This window comes from Telluribacter roseus (assembly GCF_017355915.2).
Taxonomy (GTDB): domain Bacteria; phylum Bacteroidota; class Bacteroidia; order Cytophagales; family Spirosomataceae; genus Telluribacter.
This window is the reverse complement of the sequence record NZ_JAFEUV020000002.1, coordinates 577,675-597,078: the sequence shown is the minus strand read 5'-3', so window position 1 is coordinate 597,078 and position 19,404 is coordinate 577,675. Positions and strand designations below refer to the sequence as shown.

Here is a 19,404-nt window from a genome sequence, read left to right as displayed (position 1 = left end):
ACTTACTGATCGAGCTTTTTCAGAAATTCCTTTATTTCGTCCAGCTCCTTCTTCGAAGTATTCTTGTTGCCGAAGAGCTGCATCACCAGGCTGGTGGCGGAGCCCTCGTACATGGAGTCCACAAAGCGGTCCAGCAGTTTCTTTTTGGTTTTGTCCTCCTCCTCCGCCGGGCTGTATACGTGCTTCATGCTGCTTTCGTCGCGGGTCACGAGGCCCTTCTCCGCCATAATCTGCATGAGCTTCAGCGTAGAGGAGTACTGTACCTGGCGCTTCTCCTCATTCAGGGTATCATTCACGAAGCGTACCGTGGAAGGGCCGTGCTTCCATAGTACCTGTAGTATTTCCAGTTCTGATTTTGTGGGTTCCATACCTGTTCTATTGATCACTCAACCAAAGGTAGGAAATATTTCGTACGAAGCAATACCTAGCCTGATATTTTCTATAAGGTATTCATATAGAGATGAAATGTTGCACCGTCCTGAAATATAAAAGCCCTGTGACCAAAGATGTCACAGGGCTTTTTGTTGATGCACTTTCTCTACTGCTTCTTCTCCGGCATCAGTACTACCTTGATGTAGTTGGACTCGTCGAGGTACTTCTGGGCCGCAGCTTTGGTACTGGCCGTAGTTACCTGTCTGAGGAGCTCCGGTTGCTTAAATACCTCATCCAGATCATCTCCGTAGAACAGATTGCCGGATATATAGCCCCGCCAGAACTCGTTAGTACGCAGGTCTAATTCGGTCTTGCGGTTGGTTTCGGCTACGAACTTCTGAATGTCCTGCGGATCGGCTCCCTTCTGCTTGATCTTATTGATCTCTTCCAGGGTACGGTTTACCAGTTTATCCACGTTTTCGGGACCGCAGCCAAAGCTGACCTGGAAGCGATAGCGGCCGCTGGGGAACTTGTCGGTACCTTCGGATACACTTACGCCGTACACGCCACCTTCCTCTTCGCGCAGGGCCTCGATGAGTTTGATCTGCAGTACCTCCTGCAGAGCCTCGATCTGTACGTTATTCTCGGGGTTGTACTCGTACTCGCCGCTGAATATCATGGTCACGCGGCTCTTCGGCTCCAACCCTTTATATACCGTTCTTTCGATACGGCCCTTGGGAGGGAATATGCCCGGGTGCTTAAAGGTATCGTCGCGGTTGGTAGCGGGCAGGCCACCGATGTACTTTTCCAGCAGAGGCCTGATCTCATCCTCCTTGAAGGCTCCTACAAAGGTAAATACAAAGTCAGAAGCATCGGCAAAGCGATCCTGGTAGATCTCCATGGCCCGGTCCAGATTCACCTTATCAATACGCTCGGGGGTCAGCGGACGGCGGCGCGGGTGATTGTTAGACAGAACACTGGTCAGGGTATCGGAGTATACCTTCTCGGGCGTGGGTGTCTTGAGCATGTTCTCGAGGTAAGCCTTCTGATTGGCCAGTATACCCTGAACTACCTCCGTATCCTTACGCGGCGCTGTAAAGTAGGCATACACCAGCTGCAGAGCCGACTCCAGATCCTTGGGGCTGGCGCTGCCGGATATACCTTCGGTGAGTTCGTTGATGTAGGGGCGTACGCTTACCGTCTTACCCGCCAGGTACTTCTGCAGCTGCGTCTGGCTATACGTACCTACGCCGCCTGCTCCTATCAGCGAAGCCGCGAACAGGCCGGTTTCGATATCATTGGGGTACAGCGAAGTACCTCCCTTGGCCGTAGCATCGAACAGGATCTGGTCGTTCTTGAAGTCTGTAGGCTTCAGCATCACTTTCACGCCATTGCCCAGGGTTAGTTCGGTAATGCCTAGTTTCGCGTGCTTCTTCTCACTCACTACCTTCGATCCCTTGGGCTCGGTGGGCAGCAGCGGCTGGTCTACGGCATCATCCACGTAGGCCGTTACATTCTGACCGGCACTAGCCAGGATCTGCTTCACCTGCTCTTCCGTCGGGAGCTTTTCCCGGGCGGTGGTAGGTGCCATGATCACTACGGCGCGATCTTTGTCCGTGATAAACCGCTTGGAGAGCGCATTTACCTCTTCCAGCTTCACCCCTTCCAGGTGCTTTTTCACGAAATCAAAGTAGTAGTCGATGCTTACCGAAGGCTCTCCGTCCAGGAAGTGCTGTACGTACTCCTGCGTGTAGTTAGCCGACTTGGTCTTATCCCGTTCCCGGTAGGCGCGCTCAATTTCATTCAGATACGAGCGCTTGGCCCGCTCCAGCTCCGAAGCCGTAAAGCCAAACTTCTGCACCCGGGCGTTTTCTTCCAGCAGCGTCGTCAGGGCCCGCTCTACGCCACCGGGGTCTTTGGCCAGGGCAATGGACGAGAAAGCATCCAGGTTGCTCAGGAAGTCGCCGTAGCTGCTGTACCCCACCAGGAAGGGCGGGTTGGCGTTCTGGGTCAGTTCCTGCATACGGTCGCCCATCATGGAGTTAAACAGGGACCGGCCCATAGCGCTACGCATATCCAGCAGGGTCCTGTCCTTGATTTCGGGCTGCTTATAGATCACCTGCACCACGTTCTGTGGGTACTCGGGGTCGGTTACGATGGCTACCTTGGTAGAGCCATCCAGTGGAATGGTATATTCACTACGCTTCTTGGGAGTCTTGGGAGCTTGAATACGGCTGAATTTTTCCCTGATCATAGCCTCCACCTTAGCCGCGTCAAAATCACCCACGGCCACCACAGCCATCAGGTCAGGGCGGTACCAGTCCTTATAGAATTGCCGTAGTGTTTCGGGCTTGAAGTTCTGCAGGATGCTGTCTTTCCCGATGGGGAGCCGCTGCGCGTAACGGGAATTACCCAGGATCATGGGAAAGTACTCGTCACGCATGCGCTGCTGGGCACCGCGCCCCAGGCGCGACTCTTCCAGTACCACCCCGCGCTCCTTATCGATATCGTCAGCTTCCAGCAAGGCATTGTGCGCCCAGTCTTCGAGTACCTGCAGGCCCCGCTCCAGGAGTCCGGCCGAGTCGGTGGGGATGGGAAGCATGTATACGGTTTCGTCAAAGCTGGTGTAGGCGTTGAGGTCAGCCCCGAAGCGTACCCCCGTCTTCTGCAGGAAGTCTACGAGCTGATTCTTGGGGAAGTTTTTGGTACCGTTAAAGTTCATGTGCTCCATGAAGTGCGCCAGTCCCTGCTGGGCGTCCGTTTCCAGAATGGAGCCCGCCTTGATCACCAGCCGGAGCTCGGCGCGGTTCTGTGGCTCGGCATTTTTACGGATATAGTACGTAAGGCCATTTTTCAGTTTCCCGACTTTGACCTGCGGATCAAAGGGAATGGGTTGTTTGGATAGGTCCTGGGCCAGAGCCGGCACCGCCAGCATCAGCAGCAGTAGCCAGAGCCAGCCGTATTGTAGACGTTTCATAAGATTCATCCAGGTTAGGTTTTGTGTAGTAGTGTAGTTAACGGTGAAAACTATTTGACTGTTACATTCCGGGAAAGCAGTCATTATACTTCTTTTCCTAAAAATAATAAAGTACATAGTACCTCCATCCGATTTATGATCAGCGGAAGGTATCCGATCGCAGCAGCCGCTCCAGCTTTCGGTGTAGCTCCATCAGTTCAAAAGCTCCTTCTCCCCAGAACAGATCATGCACCTTACTGGCGTACAGCGCCGTAGGCGCTTCCTGACTCATGAGTTGATCTACCTCCCGGCGCTGCCGGGCCAGCCAGTCAACCAGTTCGTCCTGCCGGGTGCTGAGGTTTTTGTCTGTAGCCGGTGGTGGCGTACCAATGAGTCCCTGAACTATGCGTCTCATGCCCTGCCGGACCTCCTCAAGGTGCTCCTGCAGGTCCGGGTCGCGCAGCTGGTACGTGGGGTGCCTCTTGCAGAATAGCCCCAGATTGACCAGCACCGACAACTGATGGTATACCGAAAGTACTACCTGCTGGCTGTTGTTCAGGAAATCTTTTTGCGCGGCGGATTCAGTTTTGGTGAGCCGGTAGATATTGGTCAGGTTGTCCATCTGTACGTAGGCTTCCTTACGACTCAGCTTATAGCCGGTAGTGTCAAAACCATCCGTATGCAGCTGGGCCAATATAGTAGAGAAGAAGTCACTGTTGGCCCTGATGGCATTACTGATGGCCTGAGGGAGCTTCTGCTTCTCCCAGTAAGGCAGCACATACCGGATAGACAGCCAGCACAAAGCTGCCGCCAGCAGGGTATCCAGCAGCCGGTACCAGGCCGCTTCCAGGAGCTCTCGGTGCAGATAACGGTAAAAGAACAGGAGAAATACGGTAAAGAATAAGGAAGAGATCCAGTATTGCTTCTTGATAAAGGAAAAAGCAAAAAACATGGAGGTCAGAAAGATCAGCATACTGATCTGGTACCCGGGCTTAAAGACATAGAACAGAACAAGCCCTGCTACTGCCCCCAAAAAAGTACCTATTACCCGCTGATACAGCCTCTGTCTGGACAGGCTGAACCCTGGCTTCATGATGACGAGCACCGTCAGCAAGGCCCAGCTAGGGTGACTCAGATGGAATACAGTAGCCAGATAGTAGGCCACTACCGCCGTCAGAGCCGTTCGGAGGGCAAAGCGAAAAAAGCCGGACTTCAGGCTGATATGGTCCCTCAGATACGACAGACTCAGATTCTCTCGGTCAGCAAACTGCCGGAGCTGTTTTCGTTCTATATCAATAGGCGACACCTGCCGTCCCATGATCTCCTGCATGCGGGTCAGCAGGGTAAGCTGGTGCTCGCTGTACACCTGCACCCGCCGCAGGGTCCGGTAGATACCCGACGAGGCGGGATGCGAAGCCGCCTGTACCTTCATGGTATCCAAGTAGCCCGTGAGCCGGGCCAGTGCCTGACTGGCCTCGCTATCCGTGGAGGTACTACTCTCCTCTTTGGTAGGTCGTTGCCACTGGTCGGCTAGGTACCTGAGGCGGTTAACGGCGTACTTATTCAGCGAACGGAGCAGAGGCAGTGTATCCGTGCCGGGCAGCTGATCCGCCACGGCATGTATAGACCACGAGGACGCCGTAGCCAGCTCGAAGATATCAACCAGGTTGGCGAAGAAAAAGGTAGCCCGGCCCATGTAAGTAGCCGGATTGGTAAGGTTGATAGGCTCACGCAAGAGTACCTCCCGGATCTGCTGATGCGCTTCCACAACTTCCCCCTGCTTCTGAGAAAGGTTGAGGAGTACCTCCTGCAGGTCAATGTTGGGTTCAAAAAGTTTGGCCTGTAAGGCAAAGTAGTCAGCCGTCAGGTTCAGACACTCCTGGATACGACGCCGGAGTTGCCGGGGGCGCTGCAGCAAGTGCATAACTACGGCATACAGGATGTACCAGCCTACCCCCGCCAGTATGTACCCTGCTCTTTCCAGGGCTTCGGAGGTACTTTCTATACTTTCAGCCATACTCAGGCCAATCATGATCGACAGGCTGATGAGCAGGGACACAATGCTGAAGCTAGCGCTAATCGGAGCTACCAGGCTCAGCGAGAAAACAAACAGGAATATCAGCAGGGAGGTCAGAAAAGGATAAGGCTCTACCTGCGTAAAAATGACAAAAATGAGCGCGGACAGTACGCCCGTCAGCGCCATGAGCGCTACCTTTTTGGGAAGCGCAATGGCAATATCTATTCCTTGCACAAAGAGAGCCCCCAGTAGCAGGAAGATGCCTTCTTCCGGAAAGCCCATCAGGGTAGCAATCACTAACGGAATAGAAGCTCCGATAGTAAATCGGAAAGCAGACTCGGTATCTTCAGAAGTCAGGTAATTCTGTAATGTCATGTAAGGTGTGGTACGGCCTTGAAACCTTTACAAATAAGGCGTACAGGTTTCTATTTTGCTAATATAACTCCTCAATACTCACTTTTGCCGAACAGAATTAACTTCTTAGCGTCAAAATCAGAAGATTTCTTCATTATTTTTAATAATATTGTCATACAAATTAAAATCTTTAACAAAATATCAGAGTCTGTTCAGTGATGGCACCTCCTGAGCACTCTGTCCTTATCGTATATCAATGAAAAGACTACTTCCCTACCTCCTGGCCTCTGCCCTTGCGCTGCCCGCCGCGGCCCAGCAGCATTCGGAGCAGCACCACATCAACTACATGCCTCCCAAAGACCCGCTGGTACAGCAGAAGCTCAGCCAGTGGCAGGATGTAAAGTTCGGCCTTATGATGCACTGGGGTACTTACAGCCAGTGGGGTATCGTAGAATCGTGGTCACTGTGCCCGGAGGATGAAGGCTGGTGCGAACGCCGCGGCCCCCATTCACACAGCTGGTACGAATACAAAAAAGCGTACGAGGACCTGCCCAAGAGCTTCAACCCGGTTAAATTCAATCCGGACAAGTGGGCCAAAGCCGCGAAGAACGCCGGTATGAAGTACGTGGTATTCACCACCAAGCACCACGACGGCTTCGCAATGTTCGACACCAAGCAGAGTGACTATAAGATCACCAATACGCCCTTTGGCAGCAACCCGCGCAGCAACGTAGCCAAGGAAGTATTTACGGCCTTCCGGAACGAAGGCTTTATGACCGGAGCGTACTTCTCCAAGCCCGACTGGCACTCCAACGACTACTGGTGGTCGTACTTCCCTCCCAAGGACCGTAACCCCAGCTACCACCCGGAGAAGTACCCCGAGAAGTGGGAGAACTTCAAGAAATTTACCTACAACCAGATCGAGGAGCTCATGACCGGCTACGGCAAGATGGATATCCTGTGGCTGGATGGCGGATGGGTACGTCCTGAAAGTACCATCGATACTACCGTTAGCTGGCAGAAAACCATCCCTTTTGACCAGGATATCAACATGGCTAACATTGCCCGTATGGCCCGTAGCCACCAGCCCGGTCTGCTGGTCGTAGACCGCACCGTAACCGGCGAGTTTGAGAACTACGTAACCCCCGAGCAGCAGATCCCGGATGAGTACCTGGCTATTCCCTGGGAGTCGTGCATGACCATGGGCAGCTCCTGGTCGTACGTACCCAAGGAGAACTTCAAGTCGACGCACCAGCTGGTACACACCCTGGTTGACATCGTAGCCAAGGGAGGTAACCTGCTCCTCAACATTGCCCCCGGTCCCGATGGCGAGTGGCACGAGGAAGCGTACCAGCGTCTGGAAGAAATCGGTAGCTGGATCAAGACCAACGGCGAGGGTATCTACGGTACTACGCCCGTAGCTCCTTACCGCCAGGGCAAGTGGGCCTTTACCCAGAAAGGCAACACCAGGTATGCCTTCTACATGGCAGAGCCGGGTGAAAAGCTGCCCAGCCGCCTGCAGCTCACGGGCATCACGCTTCCCGCCAACGCACGCATCACGATGCTGGGCGCTAAGAAGCCCCTGCGGGTGAAGAATGGTACCATGGAAGTACCCGCCGGTACGGCCACCCAGCCCGTCTATGGATTTGTGATCAACTAATATTCTTTGCAGATTTCTCATTAGGAAATCCCGGCCGTTAGGCTTTTATTTACTGATTGTGAAGCACTCTTGACTCTTTGAAATGAAAAAACTTGTAGTACTTTTTGCATTAATCTCGTATAGCCTGCTGGCACAGCGCCTGCTCGCGCAGGTACCTCCCAAGCCGTACGGTGCGCTGCCTTCCGAGCGGCAGCTCACTTGGCACGACATGGAGGTCTATGGTCTGATTCATTTTACTCCTACTACCTACGAAGATAAGGAATGGGGCTACGGCGACGCCGATCCGAAGGTATTTAACCCCACAGACTTTGATGCCGAGCAGATCGTGCTGGCAGCCAAGGCGGGCGGACTGCGGGGCCTGGTACTGGTAGCCAAGCACCACGACGGCTTTGCCCTGTGGCCTACCAAAACCACCGACTACAATATCTCTAAGAGCCCCTTCCGCAATGGAAAGGGCGATATGGTACGGGAGTTTGAGCAGGCGGCTCGTAAGCACGGTATGCAGTTTGGGGTGTACTGCTCGCCCTGGGACCGCAACAGCGCCGCCTACGGCAGCCCCGAGTATATCAAGATCTACCGCGATCAGCTTAAAGAACTCTATACCAACTACGGTCCTTTGATCATGTCGTGGCACGATGGCGCCAATGGTGGCGATGGCTACTACGGCGGTGCCCGCGAAAAGCGCTCCATCGACAACACTACCTACTACGGCTGGGACTCGACCTGGACTAACCTGACGCGTAAGCTGCAGCCTACGGCTAATATTTTCAGTGATATAGGATGGGATGTACGCTGGGTAGGTAATGAGAAAGGCATAGCCGGCGAAACTCACTGGGCTACCTTTACGCCCCAACCTCCGGCCGGCAAAAATGTGGCCGTACCCGGCCAGGCCAACTATCCCGATAGCCCCATAGGGCACCGCGATGGTAAGTACTGGATGCCTGCGGAGTGCGATGTTCCTCTCCGTAAAGGTTGGTTTTACCACCCCAACGAAAAGCCCCGCTCACCCGAGGAGCTATTTGACCTGTACCTCAAAAGCGTCGGACGCGGAGCAGGTCTTGACCTGGGACTAGCCCCTGATACACGAGGTAAGCTGCACGAAGATGACGTAGCTTCCCTGAAAACATTTGGTGAGAAGCTACAGAAAACCTTTGCTACAAACCTGGCCCAAAGTGCCTTTATCCGTGCCTCCAACGTACGTGGGTTTAATTCCAGATACGGCACCAAAAACCTGGTAGATGGCAACAAGAATACCTACTGGGCCACCGACGACGACTATAAGACGCCTGATCTGGTTATAGATATGAACCAGCCCAAAACGTTTGATATAATTACACTGGGCGAGCATATCAAGCTGGGACAGCGCATAGAGGCCTTTGCGGTGGATGTACAGGAGGGGGATGGCTGGAAAGAAATCCATACAGGTACCAGCGTGGGTGCCAAGCGTATTGTAAAGTTACCTGCTCCCGTTACGGCTCAGAAGGTACGTATCCGTATCACAAAGTCGCCCGTAGGGATGGCTATGAGCGAAGTAGGGATTTACAAAGAAGCCATGTAGTATATTCATTAACAGACACCATTTTTCTAAACCCCTATGCAATCTACCTTACGGACGCAGGTCCTGAAAGCAGTAGCCATCGTAGCCATGGCCTCAGCGGCGGTTTCGTGCCGTACGCAGGCTCCGGCCAGTAGTACCGGTACTTCCACCAGTACTACTAGTGCTTCTGAGCGGCTCACGAATGAGCGGCTGACGGAGCAAAGCCTGATACCTATGCCGGTATCGGTAACCGCTACGAATAACCTTTTTGAACTGACTAGTAACACCGACATCTATGTACAGGACGGCTCACCGGAGCTGAGGAACATTGGCCAGTACCTGGCCAATCTGCTCAACCCCTCCACCGGACTGGGTATAGGCGTACAAACTACCCAACGGGCTCCCAAGCAGGGAAACATCTACCTGGCCCTGCGCAATGATGCCGCTCTGGGTGATGAGGGATATGAACTAACCATTACGCGTGACGGCGTACAACTGGTAGCTAACAAGCCAGCCGGCGTATTCCGCGGTATCCAGACCCTCCGCCAGAGCCTGCCGGCCCGCGTGGAGATGACCAGCCAGCAGGCTGGCCCCTGGCAGATCCCGACGGGTACTATCCGCGACTACCCTACCTACGAGTACCGGGGCGCCATGCTGGATGTTGCCCGTCACTTCTTCGGTGTGGAAGATGTGAAGCGTTATATTGACCTCATTGCAGCATACAAGATGAATGCCCTTCACCTGCACCTGGCCGATGACCAGGGCTGGCGCATCGAGATCAAATCGTGGCCCCGCCTGACTACCCACGGGGGTAGTACGCAGGTAGGTGGCGGCAAAGGCGGCTTCTACACCCAGGAGCAGTACAAGGATCTGGTCAGGTACGCGCAGGAGCGCTACATCACCATTATCCCGGAAATAGATATGCCCGGCCACACCAACGCCGCCCTGGCCTCCTATCCCGAACTCAACTGCGACAATAAGGCCCGCGAGCTGTATACGGGTATAGAAGTAGGATTTAGTACGCTTTGTACCGAAAAGGAGATTACCTACAAGTTTATAGACGACGTGGTGCGTGAACTAGCAGCCATGACTCCCGGTCCCTTCCTTCATATGGGTGGGGATGAGTCGCACGTAACGCCCATGAAGGATTACATTCCCTTTATCAACCGGGTACAGGACATCGTGGAGAAGCATGGCAAGCGGATGATTGGCTGGGACGAGGTTACCAACGCCAAGTTGAAACCTAGCACAGTAGCGCAGTTTTGGGCCAAAGCCGACTATGCCAAGTCGGCCGCCCAACAGGGAGCTAAGGTTATTATGTCGCCAGCTACCAAAGCTTACCTGGATATGCAATATGACTCTACTACCAAGCTGGGGCTGCACTGGGCTGCCTATATCGAATTGGACAGCGCCTATATCTGGGACCCCGCTACCATGGTACCCGGCGTGACCAAAGCCCATATACTGGGAGTAGAGGCCCCTATCTGGACCGAAACCCTTACCAACATGGAGCAGCTGGAGTACATGGCTTTCCCCCGTCTGCCGGGCATTGCCGAAGTAGCCTGGTCGCCCAGCACCGTACGCGACTGGAATACCTACAAAGTAAGGCTGGGCAAGCACGGTGCCCGTTTGAAAGCCATGGGTATCAACTACTACCCTTCCAAGCTGGTTCAGTGGAGTGAGCAATAAGAATTATGAATTCTGAATGATGAATTCTCAATAAAATCAGTTCATTTAAAAGAGCCCCGGGAGCAAATGCTGTCGGGGCTCTTATTTTTAGGAGCGTACTATCTGACTCTGCTTCTCAACCCATTCATAATTCATAATTCAGAATTCATAACTCAAAATTCTACACCATCTCAATCCTGACCTGATCATCTTCGGGGTAGGCGGTGCAGGTAAGTACCCAGCCCTGCTCTATATCACGCTCGGTCAGTACGTCGTTGATACTCATGTACAGCGAGCCGCTCCGGCACAGGCCCGCACACACGGAACATCGTCCCCCTTTGCAGCTGTAAGGCAGGGGTATACCCGCGTTGAGGGCAGCTTGTAGCACCGTGGTATAGGCCGGTACATGCAGCAGATGCTCCTGCCCCATAAAGTGCAGCTTTATATCGTGCGGTGCAGACTCACGGGGAGGCCGCGGCGGCGCGTCAATGACAAAATTTTCCTTACGGATCTGATCCTTGTCAAACCCCATAAACAGCAGCGTAATTTCTACCGTCCGCATCAGCTCAAAAGGGCCGCACAGAAAAAAGCGCGCCCGCCCGGGCGCATGGCAAAGGGCTTCGTTCACCAACTTTTCGATCCGTTTATTATTGAGCCGCCCCTGCTGCCCGGTCCAGTCATCGGAGGGCTGGCTTAGTATATGCACTACCCGCAACCGCTCCGGAAACCGCTGCTGCCATTTATGGAGTTGATCATAGAAAATAACTTCGCGTTCGCGTCGGTTGGCGTACAGCAGGGTTACGGTACTACCGGGTTCGTCGGTCAGGGTTTGTTTCAGTATAGAAAACAGAGGCGTAATACCACTCCCGGCCGCAATCAGTACTATATCGCGTGGCTCCCCATCCGACTCGTCGAGTGTGAAGCGACCCGCGGGAGGCAGCGCTTTCAGCACATCTCCCTCCTTCACCTGATCCAGCCAGTAGCGTGAAATGGTACCATTAACCATCCGCTTCACCGTAATAGCCGGAAGCGGATCTACCCCCGGTGCAGTATGCATGGAATACGAGCGCCGTACTTCCTGCCCGTGGTAGTCGAGCAGGAGCGTCAGGAACTGGCCGGCCCGGTACGTTACGGGGCTCCCGTCTACCGGTTCCAGTACGATGGTTTTGGCATCATAGGTTTCTGTACTAACTTCCTTTACCCGTAATAGGATTATATTTTCCTGCATTAGAGAGTCTGTATTGGAATGCAACATGTATTATCTAACAAGATAATACCAAAATTGATTGTTACCTTTTCCCTCCGCTACCCTAATCAGTACAGCGGACCTCCGAATAAATAAATTGTAGGGAAGTAATAAAAATTGGTAAGTAAAACAGTACCAGTAGTGACTTCTATGGGTGCTAACAGCGCTAATCAGGAGTCCGGTTATTACAAGAGCCTGTAGTTAAGCTTATGGTGTGGTGGGAGCAGGCGATGAGGGTCTTTTCGAGATTTATGGGGGCTGTCTACTTGATTATTTACAGCGATAAAACACCTGGCTTTATCTATCACAAAGCCTCATCCCAATCTTGCCACAGGTCTGTACGTGTACGCACCCGTGACCATCGTCTTAGCTGTAGCGCGCTTCCCTAACCGGCGCCATGATTTCTAAAAAACCATTTTAAATCTTAACCCATTATTTGCTAGAGCATGATGAAACATTTGCATTCCAAATCTGGAATCCTATTCTCACTCTGCATGCTACTGTGCATGGCCCTAGTGCCGGCCCGGTCGTTCGCACAGGGGGTGAGTATCAGAGGTACCGTAACCGGTGCCGATAACAACGAACCGCTCCCTGGTGTAAGTGTTGTGGTAAAAGGCAGCACGCAGGGTACTACCACCGACGCTTCCGGTACCTATCAGGTAAATGCCCCTGGTGGTAACGCCGTGCTGGTATTCAGCTTTGTTGGCTACCTGTCGCAGGAAGTTACAGTAGGCAACCGACAGCAGATCAATGTAAAGCTCGAGGCAGACGTGAAGTCACTGAACGAGGTAGTCGTAGTAGGTTACGGTACTGTAAAGAAAAGTGACCTGACGGGCTCGGTATCATCCGTTGGATCAGAAGAACTAACGGCCTATCCGGCTTTGGGAACCGTGCAGGCTATGCAGGGCCGCGCGGCCGGGGTACAGATCCAGGCTAACAACGGGGAACCCGGCGCCTCCTTCAAAGTACGTATTCGGGGAGGTACCTCGGTCAACGCCAGTAGTGACCCTATTTACGTAGTAGATGGCTTTGTAGGTGGTGCCATACCGCCTCCGGAAGATATTGAGTCGCTGGAAGTACTCAAAGATGCTTCGGCAACGGCTATTTACGGTTCGCGGGGTGCCAACGGGGTGATCATGATCACCACCAAGCGGGGTAAGTCCGGTAAGCCCCGCATTGATTTTAATACTTCTTTTTCATCTCAGACTGAAATCAACCGTCTGGATCTGCTGAACGCTGAGCAGTTTGGTACGTACATCAAGGAGATACGACCCAACTACGTACCTGCCGGAGCCAATACCGACTGGCAGGACGAGATTTTCAGAAGAGGGGGTATCCAAAACCATCAGCTCTCTATTTCGGGTGGTAGTGACGCTGTCAACTACTACCTGTCCGGCGCGCTCTACGACCAGAAGGGTATCATCCTGAACTCAGGCTTCCGTCGTTTCTCTATTACCAGCAACACGGAAGTTAAAGCCAGCAACAAGATCAAGATTGGTCTGAACCTATTTGCCCAGCGCAACGAGAAGGACCAGGCTTACACGCAGGAAGGCTCCGGTGGCTTGACGCCGGGTGTAGTGAGTGCCGCGTTTAAGTTTGAGCCGGATCAGCCAATCCGTGACCCCCAGACAGGACGCTTTACCGTAGCGCGCCTCAACGATCCGCACGACAACCCGTACGCCGTAGCTACCCAGCTGCAGAACCAGTCGGTAAACGACCGCATCCAGGCCAACCTGTTTGCTGAGTACGACATCATGGAAAATCTAAAATTCCGCACGACGCTGGGAGCCACTACCAACAGTGGTCGTGGAGGTCAGTTTACACCTACTACGCTGAATGACGGACGTAACGTAGGTGGCCGGGCTACCGTAAGCGGATCCAGAAGCACGCAGCTCCTGAACGAAAACTACCTGACCTACAACCGGAACTTTGGTGATATGCACAGCTTCTCGGCAATGGCGGGATATTCGTACCAGACATCATCCAGCGAAGGATGGAGCGGTACCGGACAGTCGTTCATTACGGATGCTGTATCGTACTGGAACCTGGGCGGATCATCGGTATGGCAGAGCCCTACTTCGGGCCTTACCGAGTGGCAGCTTGGCTCATACTACGGCCGGATCAACTACTCCCTGATGGACCGCTACCTGTTTACGGCCAATATCCGCCGCGATGGTTCGTCCAACTTCAGCCGCAACCACAAGTGGGCTACGTTCCCATCGGGAGCCTTTGCGTGGAAGATGTCCAACGAGCCATTCATGCAAAACAGCAATACCATCAGCCAGTGGAAGTGGCGCTTCAGCTACGGTATCACGGGTAACCAGGCCATCGAGCCTTACCAGACTCTGGCCCGCTTCTCCAACGTATTTACAATTATCGATGGGGTAGCTGTCAATGCCGTACGACCTACTACTGTGGCCAACGACGACCTTACCTGGGAAAGCACCGCTCAATTTGACATTGGTACCGACATAAGCCTGTTCAAAGACCGGATCAACATCGTGATGGACTACTACCGCATGGTGACCCGCGACCTGCTGTTCAGCGTGCAGCTGCCCCAGTACTCGGGCTACGCCACGCAGCTGCAGAACGTAGGCTCGGTAGAGAACAAAGGATTTGAGTTTACGCTAAACTCCCGCAACCTGGTGGGCGAGTTTAAGTGGAACATGGATATCAACTTCTCCACAAACCGCAACAAGGTACTCAAGCTGCCCGGCGGTACTGAGCTGCAGTACAGCGCTGCTCCCGGTCACCTCGTAGGTCTGGGTAATACCCACGTGCTGCGGGAAGGGTATCCGGTAGGTAGTTTCTTTGGCTGGATCTACGACGGCGTGTACCAGGAAGGGGACGGATTTATACCAGGTGGTGGTTTTGAGCAGGTAGCCGGTGGCGAGAAGTTCAGAGACCTCAACGAAGATGGTACCCTCAACAGTAATGACCGCACCATCATTGGTAATCCGCATCCTGACTTTATCTGGGGGCTGAATAACGACTTCAGCTACCGGAACTTCGATCTGAACCTGTTCTTCCAGGGATCACAGGGCAACGACATCCTGAGTTACACGCTGATGGAGCTCAACCTGCTGTCGGGTATCAACAATGCTACTACCGCCGCGCTGAACCGCTGGACACCTACCAACACCAATACCAACATTCCACGGGGTTTTGCCGGCCGTACCCGTCGCGTGTCAACCCGCTGGGTTCACGACGGTAGCTACGCCCGTCTGAAAAACCTGGCCGTAGGCTACAACTTCCCTGCATCGGTTACCCGTAAACTGGGAATGACCAAGCTACGTATTTATGCCAGTGCTCAGAACATCCTGACATTTACGAAGTACGAAGGCTACGATCCAGAGGTAAACTATGCATCAGAAGGAGCTACCAACAGCAACCGGAACCTGGGTCTGGATTACGGCAGCTACCCCAATGCCAAATCCTACACGATTGGTCTAAACGTCGGTTTTTAATAGTCTAGAAAACAAAAAGTATCTGACAAAACATGAAGCGTTTCATATCTAAATTTCTTCTCCTGACCCTGACCGGCCTCACTCTGAGCTGCGTGGATCTTGAAGAAAGGCCCGTGGGTATCTTAGCCCCCGAGGCTCTATTCAGAACTCCTCAGGATGTCAGAACCGCCATATTTGGTGCCTACGGCTGGATAGCCTCCGAGCGCCTGTATGGCCGCCAGTTTGTGACGGCCCTGATGCTGCGCAGCGACATGGTGGATATCGGCGACCGGGGTACTCCCGCCGAGCGCCAGCAGGTCAATGACTTCAACATGGATGACAACAACAACATGGTCATCCAGTTCTGGCCGATGTGGTACCAGGTGATCAGTGCGGCCAACGCGGCCATATCCGGTGCCGAGTCCCTCAAGCTTTCCGAGAATGAGATCAATCCACTCATTGCTGAAGCACGTTTTGTACGCGCCTTTGCTTACTTCCACATGGTACAGACATTTGGTGATGTACCTTACCTGGATCGCTTTATCTCTGATCCAAACGCCGTAAAGGATATCTCCAAAACTCCCGCTGCCACTATTTATCAGAACATCATAGCTGACCTGCAGTTTGGCAAGCAGTGGCTCCCTGACAAACAGCCCAATGACGTACGGAGCCGGCCTACCAAGGGCACCGCTGCCTCTTACCTGGCTTCTGTGTACCTGACGCTGGCCGATTATCAGAAAGCCTATACTGAAGCAAAGTGGGTGATTGATAACAAGGATCAGTTCGGGTACGGCCTGGTAGCTGATTTCCAAGACCTGTTCAGAGCGCCTCAGCCCGGCAACCTCCGGGAGCACATCTTTGCTATTGATTTCCTGGGTCTGCAGAATGGCTCAGGAGGTGCGAACGATGATATTATGGCCCCTATGACTGGTATCCGTGGTGCCGACGCTCCTAAGAGCGGATGGAGCGTAGCCGTACCTTCGATGGCGGTCTATAACACCTGGGATCCTCGTGACTACCGCAAGGAAGTTAGCTTTGATGATTCCATCCGGATCAACGGCGTAATGCAGCCGTATACGGTATTTGCCAATACTAAAAGGCCCCATATTGCCAAGTACGCGCGCTTTCCGGGCAACTCTAACTCCGAAGGCCGTTACTCGGATCACAACTACGCCGCTATGCGCTACGCTGAGGTTCTTCTGATCGCGGCTGAGGCCCTGGCTGAGGTAAACGGAGGAGCTAACGCCGAAGCCATTGGCTATGTAAACCAGATACGCGCCCGGGCCAGAAACTGGGCTGGTAAGCAAACCAGCTTTCCAGAAGATGTGACTGCCTCCGGTATGAGCAAAGATGCCTTTGTGAATCTGGTACTGGAAGAAAGACGTCTCGAGCTGGCTTTCGAATACAAGCGCTGGTACGATATCAAGCGTCGCCGATTGGGTGAAGAAGTATTTAAAGGGCCAAACTCACTGGAGCCACACCCCAACTTTGACCCTAACCGTGACTACCTGATGCCGCTGCCGCGCATTGAGCTTCAGGTAAATCCCAATCTGGCTCCTCAGAATCCCGGCTATTGATCCTAAATTAGAGTAGTTATTCAGTGAATGGTCCTGATCCTGTCGTCATAGGTATCAGGACCATTCTACTTTATTCATAACCTTAACAAAAGTCGTCGGGGAAGACAGAGTAGTTATAGATCCCCAATTTTCGGCTTTACTTTTATATCATTCTAAACCCTTATCAGAATGCAAGATCAATTCTCCCGGCGCGACTTTATCCGTACTGCCGCGGTAACAACCAGCGCTTTGCCCTTTCTTACTGTAGACTCCCTGCCTACTCCTTCGCAAAGCCAGGCGGCCATGCCGCCCATTATCGTTTTCTCGAAGCACCTGCATTTCCTGGATTATAAGGAAATGGCAGAGAAAGCTGCGGAAATAGGCTTTGACGGCGTGGACCTTACCGTACGGCCTGCGGGTCACGTACTACCCGAAAACGTACAGACCGACCTGCCCAAAGCCGTTGCGGCCATTAAGCAGGCTGGCCTGCAGCCCCTGATGATGACCACCACCGTGGAAGATGCCACCGGTACGGATGAAACGGTACTAAGAACGGCGGCTCAGCAGGGTATCAAGTACTACCGGATGAACTGGTACCGCTACAATGACAGCCAGTCCATGCCGGATATGCTCCAGAAGTACCAGAAGCAGGTCAGGTCGCTGAGCCAGCTCAACAGCAAGCTGGGCCTCATAGGTAGCTACCAGAACCACGCGGGTAAGCTGGTGGGGGCTTCGGCCTGGGAGATATTTCAGCTCCTGCAGGGCGCCAATCCGGCGCACATGGGCGTACAGTACGACATCCGCCACGCTACCGTAGAGGGTGGCTTGTCGTGGGAAAACGGCCTGCGGCTCCTGCACCCACACATCAAGGTACTTGCCATAAAAGATTTCCTGTGGGCCAACCAGAACGGAAAATGGGGGGTCAGGAATGTACCGCTGGGCGAAGGCATGGTAGACTTCAAAACCTACTTCCGCTTGCTGAAACAGTACAATGTACAGGTACCTATCTCGATGCACTATGAGTACGAACTGGGAGGAGCGGAGCACGGTGCCAAAACGCTCAAAGTAGACAGAAAAGTAGTATATGATGCCATGAAGCGGGACCTGGCTAAAGTGAAGGAGCTGTGGCAGCAGGCACAGGTATAACCCCATCCGGATCAATGCCTGTACGCATGAAACTATTTTTGCTCGGTTCGCTGCTACTCCTATCGGGGTATATCACTATGGCTCAGGGGCAGGAGGGGCCTGTACGTAACAATCAGAAGGCTGACGGTTATAAGGGCATCTGGTTTACGCTGGGGCAGTTCTCGGAGTACGGCGACAAGTACTCCGGCGGCCTGGGTACCTACACCGCCAAGCATATTCCTCTGGCCATCTATGCCCCGAAGGTCAATAAGACTTTCTTTGTCTATGGAGGTACCACCGGTGAGCAGGACCGCTACCTGCTCTGCATGATCGGCAGCTACGACCACAGGACCGGCCGGGTATCCCAGCCGACCGTCGTATACGACAAGAAAGGCGTAGACGACCCGCACGACAACCCCACCCTGGCGATGGACGATGCGGGGTACCTGTGGGTATTTGTAAGCGGGCGCAATACTAACCGCCCCGGCTTCAAGTACCGGAGCCGGCAGCCTTACAGTATAGAGGGCTTCGATCAGATGACGGAAGAAGAAATGACCTACCCCCAGCCCAAGTACATCCCGGGCAAGGGCTTCCTGAACCTGTTTACCAAGTACACGGGCGTAAGGGAGCTGTACTTCGAAACCAGCCCCGATGGCATTACCTGGACCGCTGACCAAAAGCTGGCAGGTATGAAGCGCCCGGAAGATAAAAACAGCGGTCACTACCAGATCAGTGGTCAGCACGGCGATAGGGTAGTCTTCTTCTTCAACTGGCACCCCAACGGCGACGTAGACCGGCGCACCAACATCTACTATCTCCAGACTACCGACATGGGCAAAACCTGGACGACCATAGACGGTAAGCCCGTAGCCATTCCGGTTACGGATGTAGCCTCACCCATCCTGCTCAAAGAGTTTTTCAGCCAGGGGCTTAACGTGTACATCAAGGACGTCAACTTTGATGAGAAGGGGAACCCCATCGCACTGTACCTCTCCGGCTCCGGCCACCAGCCCGGCCCTAAGAACGGCCTGCGGCAGTGGGCGGTGATCTACTGGAACGGCTCCGCGTGGGAAAACCACCCCATCACCACCTCCGACCACAACTATGATACGGGGAGTCTGTTTGTGAAGGGGAACGAATGGATGGTAGTAGCTCCTTTTGAGAATACGCCTCAACCTTGGGGAGGGGGCGGTGAGGTAGTGATGTGGAAGAGTACCGACAAAGGCCGGACCTGGGCCCGCACCCGACAGCTCACCCACAACAGTCCCCGCAACCATAATTATATCAGAAAGGTAGTCAACGGGCAGGATCCCTTCTACTACTTCTGGGCCGATGGGGATCCAGGTAAGCTAAGTCCGTCCCACCTGTACTACGGTGATAGTAAGGGCAATGTATGGAAGCTCCCCTATACCATGAGTAAAGAGTGGGAAAAGCCGGAAAAGATGAAGTAGGAGCGTAACAAAAAGT

The 19,404-nt window shown here is 53.5% G+C and carries 11 protein-coding genes; 7 read left to right on the top strand and 4 right to left on the bottom strand.

Translation table 11 applies throughout. The features are described from left to right. Positions 1–2 precede the first annotated feature (2 nt). The 3 genes from JTN23_RS05740 to JTN23_RS05730 form a co-directional block, all read right to left on the bottom strand. A complete protein-coding gene (locus JTN23_RS05740) occupies positions 3–368 on the bottom strand; it encodes a BlaI/MecI/CopY family transcriptional regulator (RefSeq protein ID WP_247233009.1) in 366 nt (121 codons plus the stop codon). A 170-nt stretch (positions 369–538) separates the two neighbouring features. After that, positions 539–3,349: a M16 family metallopeptidase gene (locus tag JTN23_RS05735; protein ID WP_409049432.1), complete on the bottom strand. Its 2,811-nt coding sequence runs from the start codon at positions 3,347–3,349 to the stop codon at positions 539–541. Positions 3,350–3,488: 139 nt separating this feature from the next. Next, positions 3,489–5,720, bottom strand: a complete 2,232-nt coding sequence (locus JTN23_RS05730; RefSeq protein ID WP_247233008.1) for an FUSC family protein — start codon at positions 5,718–5,720, stop codon at positions 3,489–3,491. Positions 5,721–5,955: 235 nt separating this feature from the next. On the opposite strand from JTN23_RS05730, the gene JTN23_RS05725 reads away from it, so the two are divergent. The 3 genes from JTN23_RS05725 (at position 5,956) to JTN23_RS05715 (ending at position 10,585) form a co-directional block, all read left to right on the top strand. Further along, entirely contained in the window at positions 5,956–7,359 is a 1,404-nt protein-coding gene (locus tag JTN23_RS05725) for an alpha-L-fucosidase (protein WP_247233007.1), read from the top strand. 82 nt (positions 7,360–7,441) lie between these two features. Beyond that, a complete protein-coding gene (locus JTN23_RS05720; protein ID WP_247233006.1) occupies positions 7,442–8,917 on the top strand; it encodes an alpha-L-fucosidase in 1,476 nt (491 codons plus the stop codon). 36 nt (positions 8,918–8,953) lie between these two features. Further along, positions 8,954–10,585: a beta-N-acetylhexosaminidase gene (locus JTN23_RS05715; RefSeq protein WP_247233005.1), complete on the top strand. Its 1,632-nt coding sequence runs from the start codon at positions 8,954–8,956 to the stop codon at positions 10,583–10,585. A 160-nt stretch (positions 10,586–10,745) separates the two neighbouring features. Here JTN23_RS05715 and JTN23_RS05710 read toward each other — a convergent pair whose 3' ends face one another. Beyond that, positions 10,746–11,792, bottom strand: coding sequence for a ferredoxin--NADP reductase (locus tag JTN23_RS05710; protein ID WP_247233004.1), 1,047 nt, complete (start codon positions 11,790–11,792; stop codon positions 10,746–10,748). Positions 11,793–12,316: 524 nt separating this feature from the next. On the opposite strand from JTN23_RS05710, the gene JTN23_RS05705 reads away from it, so the two are divergent. The 4 genes from JTN23_RS05705 to JTN23_RS05690 all read left to right on the top strand — a co-directional run bounded on the left by JTN23_RS05705 (position 12,317) and on the right by JTN23_RS05690 (position 19,388). After that, positions 12,317–15,277: a SusC/RagA family TonB-linked outer membrane protein gene (locus JTN23_RS05705; RefSeq protein ID WP_247233003.1), complete on the top strand. Its 2,961-nt coding sequence runs from the start codon at positions 12,317–12,319 to the stop codon at positions 15,275–15,277. Between the two features lie 32 nt (positions 15,278–15,309). Then, positions 15,310–16,833, top strand: coding sequence for a RagB/SusD family nutrient uptake outer membrane protein (locus tag JTN23_RS05700; protein WP_247233002.1), 1,524 nt, complete (start codon positions 15,310–15,312; stop codon positions 16,831–16,833). A 168-nt stretch (positions 16,834–17,001) separates the two neighbouring features. After that, positions 17,002–17,958, top strand: a complete 957-nt coding sequence (locus JTN23_RS05695; protein WP_247233001.1) for a sugar phosphate isomerase/epimerase family protein — start codon at positions 17,002–17,004, stop codon at positions 17,956–17,958. 26 nt (positions 17,959–17,984) lie between these two features. Continuing rightward, a complete protein-coding gene (locus JTN23_RS05690; protein ID WP_247233000.1) occupies positions 17,985–19,388 on the top strand; it encodes a BNR-4 repeat-containing protein in 1,404 nt (467 codons plus the stop codon). The last annotated feature ends 16 nt before the right edge of the window (positions 19,389–19,404 follow it).